25 protein-coding genes are annotated in these 22505 nt (G+C 33.2%); 23 read left to right on the plus strand and 2 right to left on the minus strand.

Going from position 1 to position 22505, the window contains the following annotated elements; genetic code table 11:
- Positions 1–87: 87 nt before the first annotated feature.
- The 11 genes from ACRBBL_RS14855 to ACRBBL_RS14905 all read left to right on the plus strand — a co-directional run bounded on the left by ACRBBL_RS14855 (position 88) and on the right by ACRBBL_RS14905 (position 11038).
- A complete protein-coding gene (locus ACRBBL_RS14855; RefSeq protein ID WP_431369855.1) occupies positions 88–1020 on the plus strand; it encodes a bifunctional riboflavin kinase/FAD synthetase in 933 nt (310 codons plus the stop codon).
- Positions 1010–2428 (plus strand): HTTM domain-containing protein, encoded by a 1419-nt coding sequence (locus tag ACRBBL_RS14860; RefSeq protein WP_431369856.1) that lies wholly within the window; start codon positions 1010–1012, stop codon positions 2426–2428. Before ACRBBL_RS14855 ends, ACRBBL_RS14860 begins: the two co-directional genes overlap by 11 nt.
- Positions 2429–2628: 200 nt before the next feature.
- A complete protein-coding gene (serS, locus tag ACRBBL_RS14865) occupies positions 2629–3900 on the plus strand; it encodes a serine--tRNA ligase (RefSeq protein ID WP_431369857.1) in 1272 nt (423 codons plus the stop codon).
- Positions 3901–4347: 447 nt separating this feature from the next.
- Positions 4348–4974, plus strand: coding sequence for a hypothetical protein (locus ACRBBL_RS14870; protein WP_431369858.1), 627 nt, complete (start codon positions 4348–4350; stop codon positions 4972–4974).
- A gap of 62 nt (positions 4975–5036) precedes the next feature.
- On the plus strand, positions 5037–5423 hold the full coding sequence (locus tag ACRBBL_RS14875) for a VOC family protein (RefSeq protein ID WP_431369859.1): 387 nt from the start codon (positions 5037–5039) through the stop codon (positions 5421–5423).
- A gap of 169 nt (positions 5424–5592) precedes the next feature.
- The gene (locus ACRBBL_RS14880) at positions 5593–7386 is read left to right on the plus strand and encodes a tetratricopeptide repeat protein (protein ID WP_431369860.1); all 1794 of its coding nucleotides are present in this window, start codon (positions 5593–5595) and stop codon (positions 7384–7386) included.
- 99 nt (positions 7387–7485) lie between these two features.
- Positions 7486–7800, plus strand: coding sequence for a DUF4286 family protein (locus tag ACRBBL_RS14885; RefSeq protein ID WP_431369861.1), 315 nt, complete (start codon positions 7486–7488; stop codon positions 7798–7800).
- A gap of 13 nt (positions 7801–7813) precedes the next feature.
- Complete coding sequence (locus ACRBBL_RS14890; RefSeq protein WP_431369862.1) at positions 7814–8260, plus strand: hypothetical protein; 447 nt, start codon at positions 7814–7816, stop codon at positions 8258–8260.
- Positions 8261–8266: 6 nt separating this feature from the next.
- Positions 8267–9049: a 16S rRNA (adenine(1518)-N(6)/adenine(1519)-N(6))-dimethyltransferase RsmA gene (gene rsmA / locus ACRBBL_RS14895; protein ID WP_431369863.1), complete on the plus strand. Its 783-nt coding sequence runs from the start codon at positions 8267–8269 to the stop codon at positions 9047–9049.
- Complete coding sequence (gene mgtE / locus ACRBBL_RS14900) at positions 9036–10388, plus strand: magnesium transporter (RefSeq protein WP_431369864.1); 1353 nt, start codon at positions 9036–9038, stop codon at positions 10386–10388. Before rsmA ends, mgtE begins: the two co-directional genes overlap by 14 nt.
- A 131-nt stretch (positions 10389–10519) precedes the next feature.
- On the plus strand, positions 10520–11038 hold the full coding sequence (locus tag ACRBBL_RS14905) for a GNAT family N-acetyltransferase (RefSeq protein ID WP_431369865.1): 519 nt from the start codon (positions 10520–10522) through the stop codon (positions 11036–11038).
- Between the two features lie 73 nt (positions 11039–11111).
- On the opposite strand, the gene ACRBBL_RS14910 is transcribed toward ACRBBL_RS14905, so the two are convergent.
- Together ACRBBL_RS14910 and ACRBBL_RS14915 are read right to left on the minus strand one after the other, a co-directional pair.
- Entirely contained in the window at positions 11112–11327 is a 216-nt protein-coding gene (locus tag ACRBBL_RS14910; protein WP_431369866.1) for a class I lanthipeptide, read from the minus strand.
- A gap of 110 nt (positions 11328–11437) precedes the next feature.
- Positions 11438–11620: a hypothetical protein gene (locus tag ACRBBL_RS14915; protein ID WP_431369867.1), complete on the minus strand. Its 183-nt coding sequence runs from the start codon at positions 11618–11620 to the stop codon at positions 11438–11440.
- A gap of 203 nt (positions 11621–11823) precedes the next feature.
- Between ACRBBL_RS14915 and ACRBBL_RS14920 the strand changes: the two genes are divergently transcribed.
- The 12 genes from ACRBBL_RS14920 to ACRBBL_RS14975 all read left to right on the plus strand — a co-directional run bounded on the left by ACRBBL_RS14920 (position 11824) and on the right by ACRBBL_RS14975 (position 22422).
- Complete coding sequence (locus ACRBBL_RS14920) at positions 11824–12345, plus strand: GNAT family N-acetyltransferase (RefSeq protein ID WP_431369868.1); 522 nt, start codon at positions 11824–11826, stop codon at positions 12343–12345.
- A 19-nt stretch (positions 12346–12364) separates the two neighbouring features.
- A complete protein-coding gene (locus ACRBBL_RS14925; protein ID WP_431369869.1) occupies positions 12365–12730 on the plus strand; it encodes a cupin domain-containing protein in 366 nt (121 codons plus the stop codon).
- Positions 12731–12733: 3 nt separating this feature from the next.
- Positions 12734–13672 (plus strand): 2-hydroxyacid dehydrogenase, encoded by a 939-nt coding sequence (locus tag ACRBBL_RS14930; protein ID WP_431369870.1) that lies wholly within the window; start codon positions 12734–12736, stop codon positions 13670–13672.
- Positions 13673–13680: 8 nt separating this feature from the next.
- Entirely contained in the window at positions 13681–14103 is a 423-nt protein-coding gene (locus ACRBBL_RS14935) for a response regulator transcription factor (RefSeq protein ID WP_431369871.1), read from the plus strand.
- Between the two features lie 52 nt (positions 14104–14155).
- On the plus strand, positions 14156–14896 hold the full coding sequence (locus tag ACRBBL_RS14940; protein WP_431369872.1) for a hypothetical protein: 741 nt from the start codon (positions 14156–14158) through the stop codon (positions 14894–14896).
- 138 nt (positions 14897–15034) lie between these two features.
- A complete protein-coding gene (locus ACRBBL_RS14945; protein ID WP_431369873.1) occupies positions 15035–15550 on the plus strand; it encodes a DUF4199 domain-containing protein in 516 nt (171 codons plus the stop codon).
- Positions 15551–15714: 164 nt separating this feature from the next.
- Positions 15715–16230, plus strand: coding sequence for a DUF4199 domain-containing protein (locus ACRBBL_RS14950; protein ID WP_431369874.1), 516 nt, complete (start codon positions 15715–15717; stop codon positions 16228–16230).
- A gap of 17 nt (positions 16231–16247) precedes the next feature.
- Positions 16248–16634, plus strand: coding sequence for a VOC family protein (locus ACRBBL_RS14955; protein WP_431369875.1), 387 nt, complete (start codon positions 16248–16250; stop codon positions 16632–16634).
- A 73-nt stretch (positions 16635–16707) separates the two neighbouring features.
- Positions 16708–17268 carry a hypothetical protein gene (locus ACRBBL_RS14960; protein ID WP_431369876.1) on the plus strand — a complete coding sequence of 187 codons (561 nt, stop codon included), beginning with the start codon at positions 16708–16710 and terminating at the stop codon, positions 17266–17268.
- A gap of 96 nt (positions 17269–17364) precedes the next feature.
- Positions 17365–18084 (plus strand): hypothetical protein, encoded by a 720-nt coding sequence (locus ACRBBL_RS14965; RefSeq protein ID WP_431369877.1) that lies wholly within the window; start codon positions 17365–17367, stop codon positions 18082–18084.
- Positions 18085–18170: 86 nt separating this feature from the next.
- Entirely contained in the window at positions 18171–18497 is a 327-nt protein-coding gene (locus ACRBBL_RS14970; RefSeq protein ID WP_431369878.1) for an ArsR/SmtB family transcription factor, read from the plus strand.
- A gap of 505 nt (positions 18498–19002) precedes the next feature.
- On the plus strand, positions 19003–22422 hold the full coding sequence (locus ACRBBL_RS14975; RefSeq protein WP_431369879.1) for a hypothetical protein: 3420 nt from the start codon (positions 19003–19005) through the stop codon (positions 22420–22422).
- Positions 22423–22505: the final 83 nt, after the last annotated feature.

The following is a 22505-nucleotide window of genomic DNA, read 5'->3' on the forward strand; positions in this document are numbered from 1 at the left end:
TGTGAATGAATGTACTTTTTAGTAAAAAAAGAAGATTATTTATTTTTTTGCGAAAGATTTAAATAGTTTTGTAAAAAAGACTGCATAGTGAATACCATAGATTTTTTTGACGCATATCGAGCCAAAAATCCATCCGCAATTACAATTGGCACTTTTGACGGTGTTCACGTAGGGCACAAAAAAATTATAGAAAATCTGATCGAAAAGTCAGAAGGACTCAATACTATGTTGCTCACTTTTTTTCCGCATCCGCGAATGGTATTGCAACAAGACAGTACTATTAAACTAATTAATACGATTGAAGAACGCATTCAATTGCTTGAAGCTACTGGGCTCAACACATTAATCATTTATCCATTTAACAAAGAATTTTCACGATTGAAAGCGCGCGATTTTGTACGCGACTTTTTAATTGATCATTTAAATCTGAAAAAAATTATCATTGGGTACGATCATCGTTTTGGTAGAAACAGAACTGCAAATATTGATGATTTGCGAGAATTTGGCGAAGCATTCGATTTTAAAGTAGCTGAAATTGGAGCAAAAGAAATTGACGATATCACTATCAGCTCTACTAAAATTAGGAGAGCATTAAATGAAGGTGATATTACAACCGCAAATACCTATCTTGGATACGAGTTTATGCTCACAGGAACAGTTATTTCTGGTAAAGGTTTAGGAAATACAATTGATTTCCCAACCGCAAACATTCACATAAAAGAAACCTATAAGCTCATCCCAAAACAAGGCGTCTATTTTGTAAAAAGTATAATTGATGACAACACTGTTTTTGGAATGATGAATATTGGCACAAACCCTACGGTAGAAGGTACAAGTGAAACAATTGAAGTTCATTTCTTTGATTTTGATCGTGATATTTATGATAAAAAAATTCAAATCCGATTGATAAAACGCTTACGAGACGAACAAAAATTTGATTCAATCGAACATTTAAAAGCGCAGCTACAAAAAGATAAAAAAACATCCTTAGCACTAATTAAAAACCATTATGCTTACTAAATTTCTATACAAACAAATAGACAATACATCACTCGTAATATTTCGAGTATTTTTTGGGTTGTTAATTTGTTTGGAAGGATTTGGTGCTATTTTTACAGGTTGGGTAAAACGTACGTTTGTCGATCCTGACTTCACCTTTCCATTTATAGGGTTTGAAGGCATTTTAACTCCAATACAACAAGTACTAAAACAACCTTTATTAGATTTTAAGTTATTCGGAATTGAAGCCTTAAATATGGCAGATTACACCTATGGTTTTTACTTCTACTTTGCTTTGATGGGAGTTTGTGGTTTTTTAGTCATGATTGGCTATAAATACCGCTGGAGCATTGGTACGTTTACCGTTTTGTGGACTACTGCGTATTTGATGCAGAAAACCTCCTATAACAATCATTATTATTTACTAATATTATTGTGTGTGTTTATGTGGATTGTTCCTGCGCACCACTACCTTTCGGTTGATGTAAAAAAGAATCCTGCATTAAAAAAAATACACATGCCCAATTGGGTTTTATGGATATTTATATTACAATTATTTATTGTGTACACGTATGCTTCGGTTGCAAAATTGTATCCAGATTGGATTTCAACGGAAGTTCCTAAATACTTAATGGGCGGACGACGAAATTTACCAATTGTTGGCGAATTTTTGCAACAATCTTGGATTCACTACTTGCTCACATACGTAGGAATAGGTTTTGACTTATTAGTGATTCCATTATTATTATGGAAACGTACACGCGTATTTATCTTTGTTTGCGCAATTGTTTTCCACTTATTCAACTCGTTTATATTACATATCGGGATATTTCCATACATGTCGTTGGCGCTTTGTGTTTTCTTCTTTGAACCAGAAACCATTCGCAATATTTTCTTAAAGAAAAAAGAAGTCTACACAGGAAACGAAATTATACTGTCTCCATACAGAAAAGTGGTTATTCCTATTTTTGCTATTTACTTTATTTTTCAAATTCTATTGCCTTTACGTCATTGGACATTTGAAGATGATGTATTATGGACCGAAGAAGGACATCGTTTAAGCTGGCGCATGATGTTGCGTACTAAACAAGGAAATATAACGTTAAAAGTAGTTGATAAAAAAACTAAAAAAATCACCTATATAAGTCCCTCAAAATACACCTCTGCAAAACAAGCAGCACGTATTGCTGTAAAACCCGATATGCTATGGCAATTTGTACAATTTTTGAAAAAAGAGTATGCAAAAAAAGGAACTGATATTGAAGTATATGCAGACGGACGTGTACGCGTAAACAATCATCCGTTTCAAAGACTCTTTGATCCAACAGTAAATTTGGCTGAGGAAGAATGGTCACACTTCTCACATCACGATTGGCTATTGCCTTTTAGAAGCAAATATGAAAAGAAGGAATCTCCACAAAAAAAGTGATTCTAAAATTTCTTCATTCTAGGTAAAAAATAACTCTTGTTTTCTGTTAATTTGATTATTTTTGTCGCTTAATTAATTCGTGCGTTAAGGATTAAGGCATTTGTTGAAGCTCCTCGAAGAGAGCGACTGCCGAAAGCCTGACTGCTTTTATACTGAGCGAAGTCGAAGTATACAAGGAGAAACGCCAAAAAAATAACAAAATGTTACAATTACAATTTATTAGAGAGAACAAAGCAGAAATTATTGAGGCTTTGAAGAAGAGAAATTTTGACGCTACTGAAGTTGTAAACGAAGTTGTTTCACTTGATGAAGCGCGTAGAAGTTTGCAAGTTGAATTAGACAATACATTAGCTTCCTCTAATAAATTATCCAAAGAAATTGGGCAGTTATTTAAGAGTGGTGAACGTCAAAAAGCAGAAATTTTACGTGAAAAAAGTACGCAATTAAAAGCAAAAGCAGAAGGTTTAAAAACTGAATTGAAAGCAAAAGAAGAAGCACTTCCTGAGCTTTTATACACCATTCCAAACGTGCCAAATGCATTAGTTCCTGCCGGAAATAGTGAAGATGATAACGAAGAGGTTTTTCGTAAAGGCGATATTCCTACGTTGCATGAAAACGCGCAACCACATTGGGAATTGGTAAAGAAATACGATATCATCAATTTTGAACTAGGAAATAAAATAACTGGAGCAGGATTTCCTGTATATAAAGGAAAAGGTGCGCGTTTGCAACGTGCGTTAATTCAATATTTTTTAGATAAAAACACAGATGCTGGTTATACAGAATATCAAGTACCACATTTGGTAAATGAAGCTTCTGGGTACGGAACTGGTCAGTTACCTGACAAAGAAGGGCAAATGTATCATGCTACTGCTGATGATTTGTATTTGATTCCAACGGCAGAAGTTCCGATAACAAATATGTTTCGTGGCGATTTGCTAAAAGCAGACGATTTACCAATTTGCTGCACAGGTTACACACCGTGTTTTAGACGTGAAGCTGGAAGTTATGGAGCGCATGTACGTGGTTTGAATCGTTTGCATCAGTTTGACAAAGTAGAAATTGTACGTATTGAACGTCCAGAAGATTCGTATGCTGCTTTGGACGGAATGGTAAATCATATCAAAGAAATTTTGGAAGAGTTAAAGCTTCCGTATAGAATTTTACGTTTGTGTGGTGGCGATTTAGGGTTTACAGCTGCATTAACTTATGATTTTGAAGTATTTTCTACAGCGCAAGATCGTTGGTTGGAAATCAGTTCGGTTTCTAATTTTGAAACATTTCAGGCAAATCGTTTGAAATTAAGAATCAAAGATAAAGACGGTAAAAAGCAATTGGCACATACTTTAAATGGAAGTTCATTGGCATTACCGAGAGTTTTGGCAGGAATTTTAGAAAATTATCAAACAGAAAACGGAATTGAAATCCCAGAGGTATTACGCAGATACACAGGCTTTGACATCATTTCTTAAGCCAGAAAAAACTTATAAATTCATATTTTTTAGAAACATCGATAATGCATTTTGTCGATGTTTTTTGCTTTTTATCGACATTTTAACTACGTTTGTATTCCCAATTTTTAAACCAAGATATGTTACGTCAACCCATAGATTAATAGCTAGTACGTACCATATTCAAGCTTAACAGAAAATGCTATACACCCAAACCTAGTTTTAAATAGTTGAATCTATGGAATTTATTTATAGCTGATAGAAATGCCTGAGCAATTGCTTGGGCATTTTGATTTTGGCGAAGCTAGTATTTTTAACACCAAACGTCACTTCGAGTGATTTTTTTGTAATGAAATGAAAAAAATTGTATCGAGAAGCGATTTGAAAATCACAGTAGATCTCGATACAAAATTTCTTCGAAATTCCACTCGATCAGACGCTTTTGTATAGAAGAAATGCATTTTCAAGATGAAACAAAAATCAGACATTCAAAAAGTTAAAGAATTAAGAGAACGATTATCAATTCCGTTGAATACTGCTATGGAATTGATTCAAGAAAATAATAGCGACTTATCTCGCTGCGAGCAAGAATTTCATAGACACAACATTAATACAATTTGCAGACTCACACAGTGTAATGAAGAAATAGCCAAAAAATACTATCGCATTTGCAAATTCAGCATTGAAAAAGCCATTAAAAAAATTAATGAACAACTATTTTTTCTTACAGCAACACCTAATGAACCTATTGATAAAATAGGCTTTATTTTATGGGCGGAAAATGACAGTATCAATAAATATATAAATGCTGGCAATGAAAAAAGCCTTTTTATTCAAGCTAAAGATTTTGATTATGTTATTAATGTTTTCAAATCGGTCTATCCTCTCAAAAATGAGTATGGAGAAATAGAAAATGGTTTTGACATTCTAAGCAATAATTATTTTGACAATAAAACCGGCAGAATTATAGTAGAACACATGTCAAAAATAAAAACCAAAGACAAGAACGTTGAACTCTTTTTACGTGATTTAATCAAATGGTTTCGAGCAAAATTACGCTATGCTGATTATATTGTGGTCTATGGAAATCTGTAAATAGTACTATTCAAATATGAAACTTCTTCAAAATCTAATGATTAGTAATCAAAATTAAAAATATGAAAATTGAACGCATTGATCATTTTGTCTTAACCGTACATAATATTGAAAAAACGATTGAGTTTTATACAAACATTCTTGGAATGAAAATAATTACATTTGGTCAAAATAGAAAAGCATTGACTTTTGGGAATCAAAAAATAAATCTTCATGAAAAAGGAAAAGAATTTGAACCAAAAGCACAACATCCAACATGTGGCTCCGCAGATTTATGCTTTATCGTTTCTGAAAACATAGAACACGTTAAAACAATAATAGAAAATAAAGGCATTACTATCATCGAAGGTATTGTAGAAAGAACCGGAACTATAGGAAAAATTAAATCTATTTATCTTAGAGATCCAGACTTAAATTTGATAGAACTGAGTAATTATATTGAATCTTAAGTGTTCACAACACAATCTAAAGTTAAAAACATACGTTTACTAAAAAGTCTAATAGCGAAGCGATCTAACATCTAACAGCGTCAGCGGTCTAAAAGCCATAGCGATCTAATATCTAAACATTACAATTTATTTAACATACTTTATGTTATCTTTGAAAAAAAGCTTTTCTATGCGTATCTTTTTATTTATCATTTTTAGTTTGGCAATGTGTACACAAACATTGGCACAAAATGATGCATTGGCGCAACAATATTACGAGAAAGGAGAATACAAAAAAGCCGTTATTGCTTTTGAAAAACTCTATAAAAAATCGCCGCGAAAAATCAATTATTTCATTGGAATGATTAATAGTCATCAGCAAATGGAAGATTTTGATACTGCCGAAAAACTCCTTTTAAAAGAGATAGAAACTCCAAAATTAAAAAGGTTGAATCCAATTTTGTTGGTAGAAGTTGGTTTTAATTACGATTTAAAACGCGACTCTGTTAACGCAAATAAGTACTACGAAAAAGCAGTAGCATATACTGAACAAAAAGCTTCCGCTTCTTATGGAATTGGACGTGCATTTGAGAAAAAATCTTTGTTAGATTATGCCTTACGCGTTTACAAACACGCAATGGAAGTAAATCCTAACTATAATTTCTTAAACAATATTGCTCGAATTTATGGTGAAAAAGGAGACATTGAAAAGATGTTTTCTAGTTATCTCGATTTAATAAAAGATCGGGTAGAACAAAAAGGATATGCACAACGTATTATCAGTCAGTTTTTACGAAACGATCCAAACGATGAAAACAATACACTTTTCCGAAAACTATTACTCAAACGAAATCAAGATGATCCTAATTTACTCTGGAACGAATTGTTGAGTTGGCTATTTATTCAGCAAAAGCAATACAAAAGAGCATTCATTCAAGAGAAAGCAATTTACATGAATGGTGATTATTCGTTGCAACGTATTTTTGAATTGGCAAATTTAAGTATTGAAGATAACGACAAAGAAACAGCGCGCGAGATTTTAAATTACATCATTGAAAAATCAACGCAAGACAGTACCATCATCCGCGCTTCACAAAGTTTACTTCAGTTAGATATTGAAGCTGTTACTGATGGAAATTACGATGCTATTCAACTACGATTTGAAGAATTACTAGCACAATACGGTCGTAACTTCAGAACCATCTTATTACAACGCGATTATGCTAATTTTATAGCTTTCCAAAAAGATGATCCCGAAACAGCAATTGCCTATTTAAAAGAAGCGATAGAAATAAAACTAACCTTACGTCAGCAAGCAGTTGTAAAATTGGCTTTGGGCGATATTTTAGTGTATAAAGAACAATTCAATCAAGCATTGATCTACTTTTCGCAAGTACAAAAAGCTTTGAAAAATGATGTTACAGGACAAGAAGCACGTTTTCGCGTAGCACGCACTAGTTATTACAAAGGTGATTTTGAATGGGCAGAAACGCAGCTCAAAGTATTAAAATCGTCTGTATCACAATTAATTGCGAACGATGCGTTACAACTCAAATTGATTATTTCTGATAATTCTTTGGAAGATTCTACACAAACTGCTTTGAAAAAATATGCAAAAGCAGATCTTTTATATTATCAAAAGAAAGAAACTGAGGCTATTAATACTTTAGAAGATATTTTGCAAAATCATAAAGGAGAAAAAATTGAAGATGAAGCTTTATTGATGCAAGCAAAACTCTATGAAAAACGTAGCGAATTTGACAAAGCACGTTTAAACTACAAGAAAATCATTGAGTTTTACAAAGATGATATTTTAGTTGACGATGCGTATTTTGCCATGGCACAACTCTATCTCAATCATTTTGATGAACCCGAAAAAGCCAAGCAATTCTTTGAAGAAATCATTTTCAATCATCAAGACAGTATTCACTATGTAGAAGCGCAAAAAGCGTATCGAAAGTTACGTGGCGATTCGGTGAATTAAATTTAAATGAATTCTTTTTAAATAACTCTAATTCAACAAAGAATCCACACATAATTCAGCTTAAAAACGTAATTTTGCACTTTATTACAAAACTCACCTATGTACATCTATAATGTAACTATTAACGTTTCCGATAGCGTTCACGACGAATTTTTAATCTGGATTAAAAAACACATTCCTGAAGTATTGGCAACAGGTAAATTTACCGAAGCACGTTTTACACAAGTATTAGTAGAAGAAGAAATGGAAGGAACTACATATTCCGTACAATATACTGCTAAAACCAGAGCCGATTTGGATGCGTATTATGAAGAAGATGCACCAAGATTACGTGAAGAAGGCATGAAAAAATTTGCCGATCAAATGCTCGGTTTTCGTACCGAATTAAAAATAATAGAAGACTTTAAAGCATAAAAAAAACGAAGATATGAAGGAGAGAAGATATTTTTCGCAACTTGCTTACTTTGTCAAAGCAATTCTAATTATTGTTGTAATTGGTGTGTTTTTCTATATTGTAACAGAACTTTCAGATAAACTTGCAGAAACATTAAGCATCAAGTTTCGTAAAAACTTAGTCGTTATTGAATATGTTGTCAACATACTAATTGGTATAATTTGTTTTTTACTTATTTTGATTATTCTCTTACGAGGGAAACCACAAATTACACTTAATGCTTCCACACTTCGTACCAATCGCTTTAAACGAAATTTCTCTGACTTAAAATCTTATCATCCAAGTAAAGGTGGAAGTGAACCATATGTGATTTCTCATGATGGAAAGCAATTTGACATTGAACTCTCTTGGTTTTCAAAAAAAGACCGACAAGAAATAGAATCATTTATTATTAAACAAATAGAAACTGCTAACCTATAAAGTGAAATGACTGATAAAGTAAGAGCAAAAAAGCATTTAGGACAACATTTCCTAAAAGACGAAGAGGTAGCAGAGCGCATTGCAGATACGCTTACGCTGAATCGGTATGATAATGTCTTAGAAATTGGTCCTGGAATGGGCGTTTTGACAAAATATTTACTCAAAAAACCTGTTAAAACCTATGTTTGCGAAATTGACACGGAATCGGTGGCATACTTGCAAGCGCATTATTTGCAACTTTCAGATCGAATTTTGGAAGAAGATTTCTTAAAATACAATCTTAAAAAAACATTCAAAGACGAAGCATTTGCCATCATTGGAAACTTTCCGTACAATATTTCTACGCAAATTGTATTCAAAACGATAGAAATGCGCGATCAAATTCCAGAGTTTAGCGGAATGTTTCAAAAAGAAGTAGCACAACGTATTTGCGCTCCACACGGAAACAAAACCTATGGAATACTCTCCGTTTTAACACAAGTGTTTTATGATGCGGAATATTTATTTACTGTACCGCCAGACGTATTTAATCCTCCACCAAAAGTAGATTCTGGCGTAATGCGACTCATTCGAAAAGAAAATTATTCACTTCCATGTGATGAAAAATTATTCTTCAGAGTCGTAAAAACAGCATTTCAACAACGAAGAAAAACACTTCGTAACAGTTTAAAAACATTCAATCTGTCCAATAATTTAAAAGAAGATACTATATTTGGGCTGCGACCTGAACAACTAAGCGTTCAAGGATTCGTAGATTTAACCATCAAGATAGCAAATGACTCCATTTAAACTCAGTGATGAACTCATTGCGCAAGTAGAAAAGCACATTGAGGAAAAAAAAGATGCTACACTTCTAGAATTACTAGAAGAGCTTCACTATGCAGATATTGCTGAGATCATTGACGAATTAAATCTTGAAGAAGCCACCTACATAATTAAACTGTTAGACAGTGAAAAAACATCCGATATTCTTACGGAAGTTGACGATGATGTACGTGAAAAAATACTTGAAAATCTTTCTGTCAAAGAAATTGCTGAAGAAATTGATGAACTTGACACAGATGATGCTGCAGATATTATTTCTGAACTTCCAGAAGGAAGAAAGCAAGAAGTAATTTCGGAATTAGAAGACAAGGAACACGCCAAAGAAATTGTAGAGTTACTTCGATATGATGAAGATACTGCTGGTGGATTGATGGCAAAAGAACTGGTTAGTGCTAATGAAAACTGGAATGTACTCACCTGCGTAAAAGAAATGCGCAAACAAGCAGAAGAAGTTACACGTGTACATTCTATCTACGTAATTGATGATGATGGAATTTTAAAAGGAAGACTTTCACTCAAAGACTTATTGACAACGTCTACCAGAGCACATATCAAAGATGTATACATCCCAAAAGTAGATTATGTAAATGTAAATGACGAAGCCGAAGAAGTGGCAAGAGTCATGTCTAAATACGATTTAGAAGCCATTCCAGTAGTTGATGAAATGAAGCGATTGGTTGGCCGTATTACGATTGATGATATTGTAGATGTCATTCGTGAAGAAGCCGAAAAAGATTACCAACTTGCTGCTGGTATTACACAAGATGTAGAAGCCGATGATAGTATATGGGAACTCACACGTGCACGTTTACCTTGGTTATTTTTAGGGTTACTAGGCGGAATTGGTGCTGCAGCTATTATGGAAGGTTTTGAAGAAATGATAAGCAAATACGCTATTCTATTCTTCTTTACACCGCTAATTGCCGCCATGGCAGGAAATGTTGGTGTACAATCGAGCGCAATAATAGTGCAAGGTTTGGCAAATGATGATATAAAAGGAAGTGTAAACAACCGATTATGGAAAGAAATGTTATTGGCACTCTTAAATGGTTTGGCGCTGGCAATCATTCTCTTTTTTGTTGTTTGGTTTTGGAAAGAAAGTCCTGTTGAAGCCTTAGCAATATCAGCCTCATTAGTTGTTGTTATCATAGTTGCAGGAATTATTGGTACGTTTATTCCACTATTCTTAAACAAACGTGGAATTGATCCAGCAATTGCTACAGGTCCATTTATTACGACAAGTAATGACATCTTCGGAATTTTAATCTACTTCATGATTGCCAAATTGATTATTGGTATATAAATGAATTACCTCCATGTATGCATTTTCGCTATATCTGGATAATTTCTATACTTAAAATAATCGCAATGCGTATATTTAGGTAGTGTACGTCATACTAGAAAACTGGGAAACAATTATAATCTGAACCAAAAATGAACGAAATTTCATTCGGGAAAGCGAAACTTTCAGATGCTTTGAGAATATCTGTTTTACTTAAAACTGTCTATATTCAGACATACGCAATTGACGGAATAACTTTTGAATTTTCGAACTTTATTACACATAGATTCTCAACTGAAAATATTGAAAATATAATCAAAGAAAACCCAAGTCGATTGATCATTGCATATCAAAATGGAAACCCGATTGGAGCGGCTGAAATAATCTATGATAGTACTTGTCCGATTAGAAAAACACATGTTCCCGAATTAAGCAAACTGTATGTATTGGAAAGATTTTACGGAAAAGGGATTGGGTACAAACTTATTAATGAAGCGGAGAAAGAAGTACGTCAAAATGGTTTTACCGAACTTAACCTTGAAGTCTATATTAATAATGATAGAGCAATTACTTTTTATGAAAGACAAGGTTATGTTTCAATAGGCAATGTAGATTTCCCAATGGAATCTAATACCTATGAAAATTTAGTAATGAATAAAGTGCTCAACTAAAAAAGCGAACCGAAGTCCGCTCTTGCAATTGAAAAAAAAGAAGTGAATCTAATTTCACTTTAAACGCATACCATTATATCGTTCCGTTACAATCAATTAGTACAGAACATGCTCCACCTTCGGTAATGATATAGCATTCGTCTCTGTCTGGTCTAGAGAAACATAATGGTGATGTTGGACAATTTTCAACATTCCCACTTTTTCCTCCTTTTACTTCATTTAAGTTTGTAAAACTTAGCTCAGAAACTTTCGTTTTGTTTAATCTTAATATTTTAATTTGTTTTTTCATGGTAAAAAAATTATGGTTAATAATCTGTGTATTTAATGTATTCTAATCGGTAAAAAAGATTATAAAAAAAGCGAACCGAAGCTCGCTTTAAAATGCTTATTGTTAACCACCTAGCAACCTTGCGTAGCTTCACATGGAGATGTAAAACACGGTCTAAAATCATACGTAGAAACACATTCGCCAAAAGGACCACCTGCTCCAGTTTTTCCTCCAATAATTTCTCCTACTTTAGCAATGTTTAATTCAGAGATTGTTGCTTTCTTTAACTTTAAAATTTTTGTTTGTTTTTTCATAATATTATATTTTTTAAATCGTTAATGATGAGACAAATGAAGTATTAAATTTGTTGAGAAAAAAGAGAAGTAAACCGTGATTATCGAATTAACGTGTCGAAAATCAAAATATATCCAAACAAATTAAATATCGTAACAAATTAAATATCAGATATATAAAACAACTCTAAGCCGATAATTATCGAATTCAAGGTTCAAAAGGAATGGAAAATCATACAATTAGAAAAGCGGTTCCCGCAGACGCAAAATTTATATCATTATTGGCAAAAATTAACTTTTCTGAATCTTTCGGTAATTTATTTATTTCTGAAGAAGAACTCCGACAGTATATTGATAAAAATTTTTCCGTAGAAAAAATGGAGAGTTCGCTTCAAAAGAGTGAAAATATATTTTGGATTGCTTATGTAAAAACACTTCCGGTAGGATATGCCAAATTAAAAAAAGACATTCCTGTTCCCGACACAAACTATAGTGAAGCTGCTGAACTTCAAAAACTATACATCCTAAAAGATTATATTTCAGAAGGAAACGGTTTGGAACTGAAAATAGATTTTTTTGAAGAAATTCAAAAACTCAACATCAAACGTATTTGGCTGAAAGAACTCCACACGGATCAACATGCTATAAATTTTTACAAAGCGCAGGACTTTCATAAACATCATACACAATCATTTACCATCGGAAAAGAAGATTTTGTTTTCAATATTATGATGAAAACATTCTAAAATCTCGTAATTTAGTTGCATGAACGCAATTAATATCAAAGACAAATTTAAACTCGTTGACACTCAATGGCATCCGCGCCAAATTGCAATTGTTGACGATATGCAAGTGATTTTAGCTAAAATTCAAGGTGAATTTGTATGGCATGCACACGAAGACGAAGACGAACTATTTCAAGTCATTAAAGGAACACTCTTTATGAAGTTTCGCGACAAAACGGTTACCGTAAACGAAGGTGAACTTATTGTTGTACCCAAAGGGGTTGAACATTGTCCAGCCACGAAAGATGGCGAAGAAGTACACTTATTACTTTTTGAAAAACTTTCTACAGCGCATACAGGGAATGTACAACACGAAAAAACGCAAACAGAATACCCAAAAATCTAACACGTGAACATATTACACCTTGATGAAAATCATCCGTTGCTTATAAATCAATTTGCAGAATTGGGACATATCAATCATGAAGATTATACGTCTACAAAAGCCGAAATTGAAGCTAAAATTCACAACTATGACGGTTTTATTATTCGCAGTCGATTCAAGATTGATGCAGAATTTCTAGCGAAAGCGACCAACTTAAAATTTATTGGAAGAGTTGGCGCAGGCTTGGAAAATATTGATTGTGAGTTTGCAGAAAGGCAAGGCATCAAGCTTATTTCTGCACCAGAAGGCAATAGAAATGCCGTTGGAGAACATGCACTCGGAATGATTTTATCGTTATTCAACAAGTTTAACAAAGCCGATAGAGAAGTTCGTGATGGAAAATGGTTGCGCGAAGCCAATAGAGGTTTTGAACTCGATGGGCAAACGGTTGGAATTATTGGCTATGGAAACATGGGAAAAGCCTTTGCCAAAAAATTACGCGGTTTTGATGTTGAAGTACTTTTTTATGATTTAAAAGATGGTATTGGAGATCAAAACGCAACACAGGTTTCGTTAGCTGAATTGCAAGAACGCGCTACTGTCCTAAGTTTACACACGCCACAAACACCGTTAACAATGAATATGGTGAACAAAGAATTCATTGAAGCGTTTCAACACAACTTTTGGTTTATAAATACGGCACGTGGAAAAAGTGTAGTCACGCAAGATTTGGTAGCAGCATTACAATCTGGGAAAATCTTAGGTGCTGGATTGGATGTATTGGAATATGAAAAAAGTTCATTTGAAAATCTATTCAATGACAATCAAATGCCAGCTGCATTTCAATACTTAATTGAAGCAGAAAATGTGCTATTATCTCCACATGTTGCAGGTTGGACCAAAGAAAGCAAAGAGAAATTAGCACAAACTATTGTAGATAAATTCAAAGTTCATTTTCATTAGATGTAAAAATGAAAAAAACGATTTTCATATTTGGTGTACTTATCATCGCATTATTGGCATTGCTCCAATTGAGTCAATATTCGTTGATTTCTAAAAACACTTCTATTGAATATATTATTGGAGGAATTGCTATTGTCTTTTTCTTTGTTGGATTATATATAAACAAACGAAAAAACACAGCACAATCTGTAGTTCCTACACCTGAAATAGACACAAAAAAGATTGAAGATTTGGGTTTGAGTAAACGTGAATATGAAGTTTTATGTAAACTTGCCAAAGGACATTCCAATAAGGAAATTGCTTCACTCCTATTCGTTTCAGAAAGCACTATAAAAACACATGTGTCTAATGTATACACAAAATTAGATGTAAAGCGACGTACACAAGCAATACAAAAAGCAAAAGCGTTGAATATATTGCCTAATTCATAGCACTACTTACCTCAATAAAACTATACATTCACAAATACTCATTTTACTACAGATGAAGAAATTAGTAGTTTCAATCTTCATTGTAAATTTCCATCAAATGTGTATATCCAAAATTAGAACCTTCTTTCAGTTAGCGTTATTTTTTATGTTGACAAATGTGCTTTCGCAAAACAACTATCTACGCATTGAATTAAAACCCATAAAAGAACATCGTATAACAGACTATCATTTCTACAAAAATGATTCGTTAATCTATGCAAATTGTGGTTCTATAAGCCACATTAATTGGTTTTCTAACTTAGAAAAAGGGGAATATCGATTAAAATATGATACAGTTTTTGGAATTGATTCTGTTGAATTTAGCTTTACATCAGATCGTGGTTCTAAAAAAATCATTCTGGAAACAGAGAAAACTTCCAAAAAACGACTTGCAGAAACTCATTCTTATGTTGAATCATTAAAAAACAATGAGCGTATTACGCTAAATTATAGCTTAGGTGCATGCTTTATTTCAAGGAAAAAAGAAGCAACTATTCTCAAAGAAAACGACCTCTATTACTTTATTGATTATGGACAAAAAAGATTGATTTCCGAAAGAAGAATAAAGCGAATCATTCGACATGAAAAAATTCTTAAAAACTTAAATTTTACTGAAAACATACATGATAGCGAATTATATGTTACCTGTAGTGAGTTTTTTTCATTAACAAAAAATGGAAAACAAGTATATGGAAAAAATGTGTATTGCGGTACTTGGAGTGAATCGTCAAATATCAAAAGATACATGAGATAATATAAAAGCAAAAAAGCGTAACATATTGCCTATTTTATAAAATTGCTACCTTAGTATGAGCGATTTGGTACTTTCGTATGAGTGCGTTTTTTACACATTCTCCTACTTTTGAACCACTAATCATAAAAACTTAATACAATGAAAGCAACAGTAAAAAAGTATGGACTCTACGCATTAGGTATCGCCTTAGTAATTTTCTTTCTGGGCTTATACTTTGGAAAAGAATTATCGTTCAAAACACAAGAAGTCATTGGATATACAACCATGGCTGTATCTTTAATTCCTATTTATTTTGGCATCAAACACTACAGAGATTATGAAAATAATGGTGCTGTAAATTTTAAAGAAGGATTCATTATAGGTATTTTAATCGCATTGTGCGCCGCTATCGGTTTTGCTATTATCGATTTCCTATTTGTGAGTTATATATATCCTGAATTCCCACAGGATTATTTAGCATATAGCATAGATAATATCAATGCTTCTGACATTCCTGCAGATCAAAAAATTAAAGACATTGCAGACGCAAAAGAAATGATGAAAACATACGGAACGCCATCTTTTGGTGCTATATTAATGTTTTCAATGGTTTTCATTTTTGGAATCATCATATCATTGATATCTGCTTTGACTTTGCAACGAAAAAGTAATTAAGATATACATATTACATAGAGTGAATCCTTAAATATCTATAGCGTTAAGTATAGTTCCAATTCTATAAAATTACTACCTTAGTACGACCGAATTAATCCTTTTGCAGGAAAACTATTTTTAGTGTCTGCTTTAGTTTGGGGACAGAACTCTTAAATTTTACAACAATGAAAAATACAGTGCTCAAATACGGAATTTACAGTTTTATTTTAGCTTCCATTCTCTTTTCGTCAGCACTCTATTTTGGTTATGCATTGGAGTTTAAAACACATGGATTCATTGGATATTTGACCATGATTTTATCGCTGAGCTTTGTGTATTTTGGAATTAAACACTACAAAAATCATGATCTTGAAGGTGAAATTGATTATAAAACTGCTTTTGTTATTGGTTTTGGAATTGCCTCCTTTGTGGCAATTGCTTTTGGACTGATTGACGCAATTTATATTGCTACTATTAACCCTGATTTTTCAGAAAGTTATGTTGCGTATGAATTTGGTTTGTTGGAAACTCAAAACTTATCAGAAGCAATAAAGGATATTGACAAAGCATCCATTTTAAAACGAAGTGAAGTGTTTCAAAATTCAACACTTGTCTTTTTTGTCACGTTGATGATGGTTTTAGTTATCGGAACAATTGTTTCGCTACTTTCCGCATTATTATTATATAAAAAAGAAAACTAATTATAACAAAACTAAGAATGAAAAATAGAGTCACTGGCTTAGGCGGATTTTTCTTTAAAACAGAAGACCCAAAAGGATTAAAAAATTGGTATGGAAAACATTTAGGATTACCTGTAGATGATTACGGCTGTACATTTTGGTGGAAAGATAAAGAAGGAAACGACTGTTCTACACAATGGAGTACGTTTCCAAATGACACCAAGTATTTTCTACCAAGTGAAAAACAGTTCATGATGAACTTTAGAGTAGAAAACTTGGTAGAACTCTTGGCGGTTTTAAAAGAAGAAGGAGTCACCATTGTTGGAGAAGTAGAAGAATATAGCTACGGAAAATTTGGTTGGATAGTAGATCCTGAAGGGAACAAAATTGAACTTTGGGAACCTAATGATGATGCTTTTAAATAGGGTTTAATTACGCCAGAAACAATTATATAAACCTACCTAATTATAAAACCAACATATATAACTTTAAAGAATAATGAGAAGACTTTCACTCTTACTATTTCTTGTCTGTGCCATTGGACAAGCGCAAATTGAAAAAACAATTAAAACAGATATTTCTACACTTGCAGAAATCATCAACACGAAAAACGCCAATGCTTTTTATGGTTTTTTAGCTGATGCGAAAGACTTAAAAAAAATATTTGCAGCAAGTAATGTAACGGATTATAACAAAATCAAATCTCGTTACGGGCAACATTTAAGCCTTCAACCCAAAAAACTTTTTGCCGAGCTTGACAAAAAATTAAGTAAATACAAAAAACGTCCTACACTCAAACCTCATGTTGTTTTATATGAAAAAGCAGATATGGACGCCGAGAAAAAGACGTTTATGACTATCTTTTTTAAAGATACGAACGGTTCTTTGTACAGTATGGAACTCAAAAGTATAAAAGTTGGGAATGAAATCTTCTACGCGTATAAAGGCGAAATAGAGAAACTTCAACAAAAAGGCCTAGACAATTTTAAAAAGAATATTGTTCCGTTAATTGCTAATAATACAAGTGAATTAGCCATTTTAACATTCAATAAAAAATAACTTCTAGATTTTAGCGCAACAATAATTTGACATTAAATATTGTAACAAACACATGACATTGTAAACTAATAAAGTATCATCAAAAGAAAAACAATCATGAGTGAAGACACGAATAACGTACCAAAAAAAACAGAAGACTCCGAAGAAGTTGTACACAAAGCAAAAATAGTGAGAGAAACCAAAGCTGAAGAAATCAAAGATGAAGTAAAAGAAAGCATACATAACGCTAAGGACAAAGCTTCCGAATTCGCAGATAAAGCAAAAGAAAAGGCAAGCGAATTTGCAGACGAAGCCAAAGAAGCTTTTGGAGACGCAAAAGAAAAAGCCTCAGAATTCGCAGGTGAAGCAAAAGAGAAGTTCTCCGAGTTTTCGGAAAAAGCACAAGAGAAAGCTGCCGATTTTGCCGAAGATGCGAAAGAAGCATTCGGAGATGCAAAAGAGAAAGCTTCTGAGTTTGCAGACGAAGCAAAAGAAAAGTTTTCTGAGTTCTCTGAAAAAGCGCAGGAGAAAGCTGCCGATTTTGCCGAAGATGCGAAAGAAGCATTTGGAGACGCAAAAGAAAAAGCTTCTGAGTTTGCAGACGAAGCCAAAGAGAAATACGACGAATACAAAGAAGTTGCAAAAGATAAATTCTCTGAAATTAGTGAAGAAGCAAAAGAAGTCTACGAAGATGTCAAGGAAAGAGTAAGTGAATTTGCCGAAGAAGCAAGTGAACGTTTAGGAGAATTCACTGAGGAAGCAAAAGAAACTCTAGAAGAAGCTTCTAAAAAAACAAAAAGTTTCTTTCAACGCTTATTTGGGGAAACAAAAAAATAAAATTTCACGAAATAAAAGATATAAAAAGCAGCAAAATTATATTGCTTTTTATATCTTTATTGTAATATCACGTTACAACTTATGTTATGGGCATTACAAAGAATCACATCTTCGATGAATACCAAAATGAAACGGCTTTAATTACGAAAGTTTTAGGACATCCAGCGCGAATTGCCATGTTACAACACATTAGCAAAAATGAATATTGCAATTGTAACGACTTAGTAAAAGCGACAGGTTTGGCACAACCTACAGTTTCTCAACATCTTTCCGAAATCAAGAGAATACACTTACTCAAACAAAAACAACAAGGAAAAAATACCTTCTATGCAATCGATTTGGATTTGCTAAATCAGTACCGACGAAAAATCAATGACTTTTTTGTAAAAGTACAGGTGAATTGTCAGAAGTAGGGTCTTGGGTCTTGGGTCTTGGGTCTTGGGTCTTGGGTCTTGGGTCTTGGGTCTTGGGTCTTGGGTCTTGGGTCTTGGGTCTTGGGTCTTAAAAGAAATACTTTTTGTTTCAAAACTTAAACTATTCAACTTCAATTTTTGTTAATTCGTTTTTTGTGGATTTGTGTTTCTATCAAAGTCCAAACCGTTCAATTTACAAACTACTAAACTATCAAAAACGTCACTGCGAGGAGTTTACGACGCGGCAGTCTGTTTTTAAGTAAAGTCTAAACTTTCTTTGAACGAGATTGCCACGAATTTTCACAAAATTCTCGCAAAGACGTAACAAAGAAATTATCAAAGTCTAAAACCATTCAATCTATAAACTACTCAACTTATAAACTCATAAACAAGAAAAACACTTTTCAAACCAACAGATTGTTATGAGAAAAGCATCCTTTCGACTAAAAAGCTTCTTTTCCTGCGAAATTTAAAATATTTTTGATTGGAATTAGTTTAGTTGTAGATGAAGTCACTCTTTCTATTTTTTTGTGTCGGATTGTTTTTCGCTGTAAATGCTCAGGGACAAACAGAAAATCGCCGTATCAAAAAAGTGGCTGTAAAAGATTCCATTGTCTTAGATTCGGTAAGTATCAATCCGTTTCAATTTAAACTCACAGATAAGAAAAATAAAAAGATTGATTCCACTGCCTATCGAATTGATTTTACAAAAGCGATTCTCTATTTAGATTTATCAAAAATAAGTACCGATTCTATTCGCGTAAGCTATACCAAATACCCAGATTTTTTAACCAAGAAATACACAGGTTTTAATAAAAATTCTATTGTTCAAAACCCGATTGATATTGATAAAATTGTTTCACTTAGCACGAATAAAGAACCTAAAAATACACGTCTTTTTGATGGTTTAAATACTTCTGGAAGCATTTCCCGTGGTGTGACTATTGGAAACAACCAAAACTCTGTATTAAACTCTGAACTCGATTTACAAATTTCTGGAAAAATCTCTGAAAATGTAACACTTCGCGCGTCTATACAAGATGCTAATATTCCGATACAAGAAAGTGGATATTCGCAGCGTTTGGATGAATTTGATCAGGTTTTTATTGAACTAGAAAGCAAGAACTGGAAAATACGCGCAGGAGACGTAAATCTGGAAAATACCACGACTGATTTTATGCGTTTTCAAAAGAAAGTACAAGGTGTTGGTGTAACCGCAGTTTTGCCTGGTGAAAATGGAAAAACGACACTTTTTGCTTCTGGAGCATTAGTACGCGGTCGTTATACACAAAGTAGGTTTCAAGGACAAGAAGGAAATCAAGGTCCGTATAAATTGACAGGTCCAAACGAAGAATTGTTTATTTTGATTATTTCGGGAAGTGAAACGGTATATGTCAACGGATTGCCTGTAGAACGCGGAGAAAATAACGATTATATTATTGATTATAACGCAGGAGAGATTACGTTTACATCCAAATATCCGATTACCTCGGAAATGCGTATTACAGTAGAATATCAGTTTACGGATAATAATTATACGCGATTTGTAGCATACGGCGGTGCGCAATATGAACATGAAAAGTTTAAAGTTGCAGGATATATTTATTCTGAGAATGATTCCAAAAATCAGCCAATTCAACAAAATTTATCAGACGAGCAAGTGCAAATTTTGCGTGATGCAGGAGACGATCAACAATTAATGTCTGCGCCTTCTGCTGTAGAACAAGCATTTACAGAGAATCGAATTTTATACCGAAAAGAAACCATTAGCGGCGCAGAAATATTTGTATTTTCTAACAATCCAGATGATACTTTATTTGATGTACGTTTCACACTTGTAGGTGATAATCAAGGAAATTATGTCTTATCAGATACCGCTTCTAACGGACGCATTTACGAATATGTTTCGCCAATTGCAGGTATTCCACAAGGAAATTACGAACCGATCATTCAGCTTGTATCTCCTACAAAAACACAGGTTGCTGTTGTAAACGGAGCATATACGCCAAGCGAAAAAACGAATGTACAGTTTGAAGTTGGCGTGAGTAATAATGACCAGAATTTATTTTCGTCTTTGGACGATGATGACAATCAAGGTTTGGCTGCAAAAGTTAGCGTTCGTCAGCAATTGCTAGACAAAAAATGGAAGGTTGGTAGTTTTGCAAATTTCAATCATATTGATGAAAAATTTCAAACTATTGAACGTTTATATTCTATTGAATTTAATCGTGATTGGAACTTAGACAATAACATCAACACTGGAAATCAGCAGTTTTTAGCAACAGGTTTGGATTTTTCTAATGAAGAAAACGGAACTGCACAATATCGTTTTGAGTATTTAGATTTTAAAAATAACGCGACAGGAAATCGTCATGTATTAGAGTCCAATCTAAAATTTGGGAAATTGCAATTCCAATCTAGTGGCAGCTTTTTAAAGAATGAAACCAATACGACAACATCCGATTTCTTACGTTTATTTGCACGTTCTGCCTATAGTTTTGATAAAAGCTGGATTGGCGCACGCGTAGCTTTGGAAAGCAACGAGCAAAAAGAAATTACTACCGAAAATTTTACACCATTAAGTCAACGATTTAAAGCGTACACAGGGTTTATTGGTGTTGGAGATAGCTTAAAAATTCACGCCGAAGTTGGTTATACATATCGTGTAAATGATAGTTTGCGCAACAATAATTTGCAACGTGTAAATACGTCAAATACGTACTTTTTAAAATCACGATTAATTCAGAACGAGAATACACAATTATCATTATTTGTGAATTACAGAACGCTCAATCAGGAAGATGAAGACTTGGAAGATGAGCAATCATTGAATTCACGTTTGATATATCAGCAGCGATTGTTCAATAAAATTGTAACCTTAAATACAGTTTACGAAACCAATTCGGGAACGCTTCCACAACAAGAGTTTACATACGTACAAGTTGATCCTGGGCAAGGTGTGTACACATGGAATGATTATAACGAAAATGGAATTCAAGAATTGAACGAATTTGAACTCGCACAATTTCCTGACGAAGCCATTTATGTTCGTGTGTTATTACCGAATCAGGTGTTCATTAAAACGCATCAAAACAAATTCAGTCAAGTCGTTACATTCAATCCAACACAATGGAATACAAGTAATGCAAAAGGTGTTCAAAAGTTTTTATCGCATTTTTACAATCAAGCATCATTTTTAATAGATAAAAAGATTCGACGTGAGAATGATAATTTCAATTTCAATCCATTTGACAGCGATGAAAGTGACAATGTTTTAGGTTTGAGTCAAACCTTACGAAATGCACTCTTTTTCAATCGTGGAAAACAGAAGTATACAACTTCGTATACGTATTTGAATGCAAAGTCGAAAAACTTACTTTCTATTGGTTCCCAAGAAAACATCAATACATCACATCAACTTCAGTTTACTCATAAAATTGGCAAGTTTTGGTTAACTGATTTTGTTAGTAGTACAGGGAAAACCGAAAGTATTTCAGAGAACTTTCTAAATAAAAACTTTGAAATCAATCTATTTAAAGTAGAACCAACGCTTTCTTATTTATTTAGCAGGAACAGTCGTTTTAGTGTATTTTACAAGTATGAAAACAAAGAAAATTTGGTGGGCAATTCTGAAACTTTAACTCAGCAAAAAGTTGGAATTTCATTCGCATATAGCAATCAGCAAAAAATTGCGTTAAATGGTGAGTTTAATTATTTTCAAAATGACTTTTCAGGAAATGCATTTTCTCCGGTTGGTTATCAAATGCTAGAAGGTTTACAACCTGGTACAAACTTTACGTGGAACATTTTAATTCAAAAGAAATTGACTAAATTTTTAGACTTAAATCTTTCTTATTTTGGTCGAAAAAGCGAAACTTCACAAACAATTCACACAGGAAATGTGCAACTAAAAGCATTCTTTTAATTTCAATTTGAACCAATTTTATTAAAAACCTGAATCTAAATTACAATCCATTAAAACTTGAAAAACCCAGTATTTATAGTAAC

This window comes from Kordia sp. (genome assembly GCF_050633145.1).
Lineage (GTDB): Bacteria > Bacteroidota > Bacteroidia > Flavobacteriales > Flavobacteriaceae > Kordia.

What these genes read in the sequence shown, in the direction of transcription:
- ACRBBL_RS14940 (WP_431369872.1), top strand. Translation starts at nt 14,156, where the DNA reads ATGAAGAAATTAGTAGTTTCAATCTTCATTGTAAATTTCCATCAAATG.
- ACRBBL_RS14870 (WP_431369858.1), top strand. Translation starts at nt 4,348, where the DNA reads ATGAAACAAAAATCAGACATTCAAAAAGTTAAAGAATTAAGAGAACGA.
- serS (WP_431369857.1), top strand. Translation starts at nt 2,629, where the DNA reads ATGTTACAATTACAATTTATTAGAGAGAACAAAGCAGAAATTATTGAG.
- ACRBBL_RS14970 (WP_431369878.1), top strand. Translation starts at nt 18,171, where the DNA reads ATGGGCATTACAAAGAATCACATCTTCGATGAATACCAAAATGAAACG.
- mgtE (WP_431369864.1), top strand. Translation starts at nt 9,036, where the DNA reads ATGACTCCATTTAAACTCAGTGATGAACTCATTGCGCAAGTAGAAAAG.
- ACRBBL_RS14950 (WP_431369874.1), top strand. Translation starts at nt 15,715, where the DNA reads ATGAAAAATACAGTGCTCAAATACGGAATTTACAGTTTTATTTTAGCT.
- ACRBBL_RS14945 (WP_431369873.1), top strand. Translation starts at nt 15,035, where the DNA reads ATGAAAGCAACAGTAAAAAAGTATGGACTCTACGCATTAGGTATCGCC.
- rsmA (WP_431369863.1), top strand. Translation starts at nt 8,267, where the DNA reads ATGACTGATAAAGTAAGAGCAAAAAAGCATTTAGGACAACATTTCCTA.
- ACRBBL_RS14935 (WP_431369871.1), top strand. Translation starts at nt 13,681, where the DNA reads ATGAAAAAAACGATTTTCATATTTGGTGTACTTATCATCGCATTATTG.
- ACRBBL_RS14905 (WP_431369865.1), top strand. Translation starts at nt 10,520, where the DNA reads ATGAACGAAATTTCATTCGGGAAAGCGAAACTTTCAGATGCTTTGAGA.
- ACRBBL_RS14920 (WP_431369868.1), top strand. Translation starts at nt 11,824, where the DNA reads ATGGAAAATCATACAATTAGAAAAGCGGTTCCCGCAGACGCAAAATTT.
- ACRBBL_RS14860 (WP_431369856.1), top strand. Translation starts at nt 1,010, where the DNA reads ATGCTTACTAAATTTCTATACAAACAAATAGACAATACATCACTCGTA.
- ACRBBL_RS14925 (WP_431369869.1), top strand. Translation starts at nt 12,365, where the DNA reads ATGAACGCAATTAATATCAAAGACAAATTTAAACTCGTTGACACTCAA.
- ACRBBL_RS14960 (WP_431369876.1), top strand. Translation starts at nt 16,708, where the DNA reads ATGAGAAGACTTTCACTCTTACTATTTCTTGTCTGTGCCATTGGACAA.
- ACRBBL_RS14885 (WP_431369861.1), top strand. Translation starts at nt 7,486, where the DNA reads ATGTACATCTATAATGTAACTATTAACGTTTCCGATAGCGTTCACGAC.
- ACRBBL_RS14975 (WP_431369879.1), top strand. Translation starts at nt 19,003, where the DNA reads ATGAAGTCACTCTTTCTATTTTTTTGTGTCGGATTGTTTTTCGCTGTA.
- ACRBBL_RS14890 (WP_431369862.1), top strand. Translation starts at nt 7,814, where the DNA reads ATGAAGGAGAGAAGATATTTTTCGCAACTTGCTTACTTTGTCAAAGCA.
- ACRBBL_RS14965 (WP_431369877.1), top strand. Translation starts at nt 17,365, where the DNA reads ATGAGTGAAGACACGAATAACGTACCAAAAAAAACAGAAGACTCCGAA.
- ACRBBL_RS14955 (WP_431369875.1), top strand. Translation starts at nt 16,248, where the DNA reads ATGAAAAATAGAGTCACTGGCTTAGGCGGATTTTTCTTTAAAACAGAA.
- ACRBBL_RS14910 (WP_431369866.1), bottom strand. Translation starts at nt 11,327, where the DNA reads ATGAAAAAACAAATTAAAATATTAAGATTAAACAAAACGAAAGTTTCT.
- ACRBBL_RS14915 (WP_431369867.1), bottom strand. Translation starts at nt 11,620, where the DNA reads ATGAAAAAACAAACAAAAATTTTAAAGTTAAAGAAAGCAACAATCTCT.
- ACRBBL_RS14880 (WP_431369860.1), top strand. Translation starts at nt 5,593, where the DNA reads ATGCGTATCTTTTTATTTATCATTTTTAGTTTGGCAATGTGTACACAA.
- ACRBBL_RS14875 (WP_431369859.1), top strand. Translation starts at nt 5,037, where the DNA reads ATGAAAATTGAACGCATTGATCATTTTGTCTTAACCGTACATAATATT.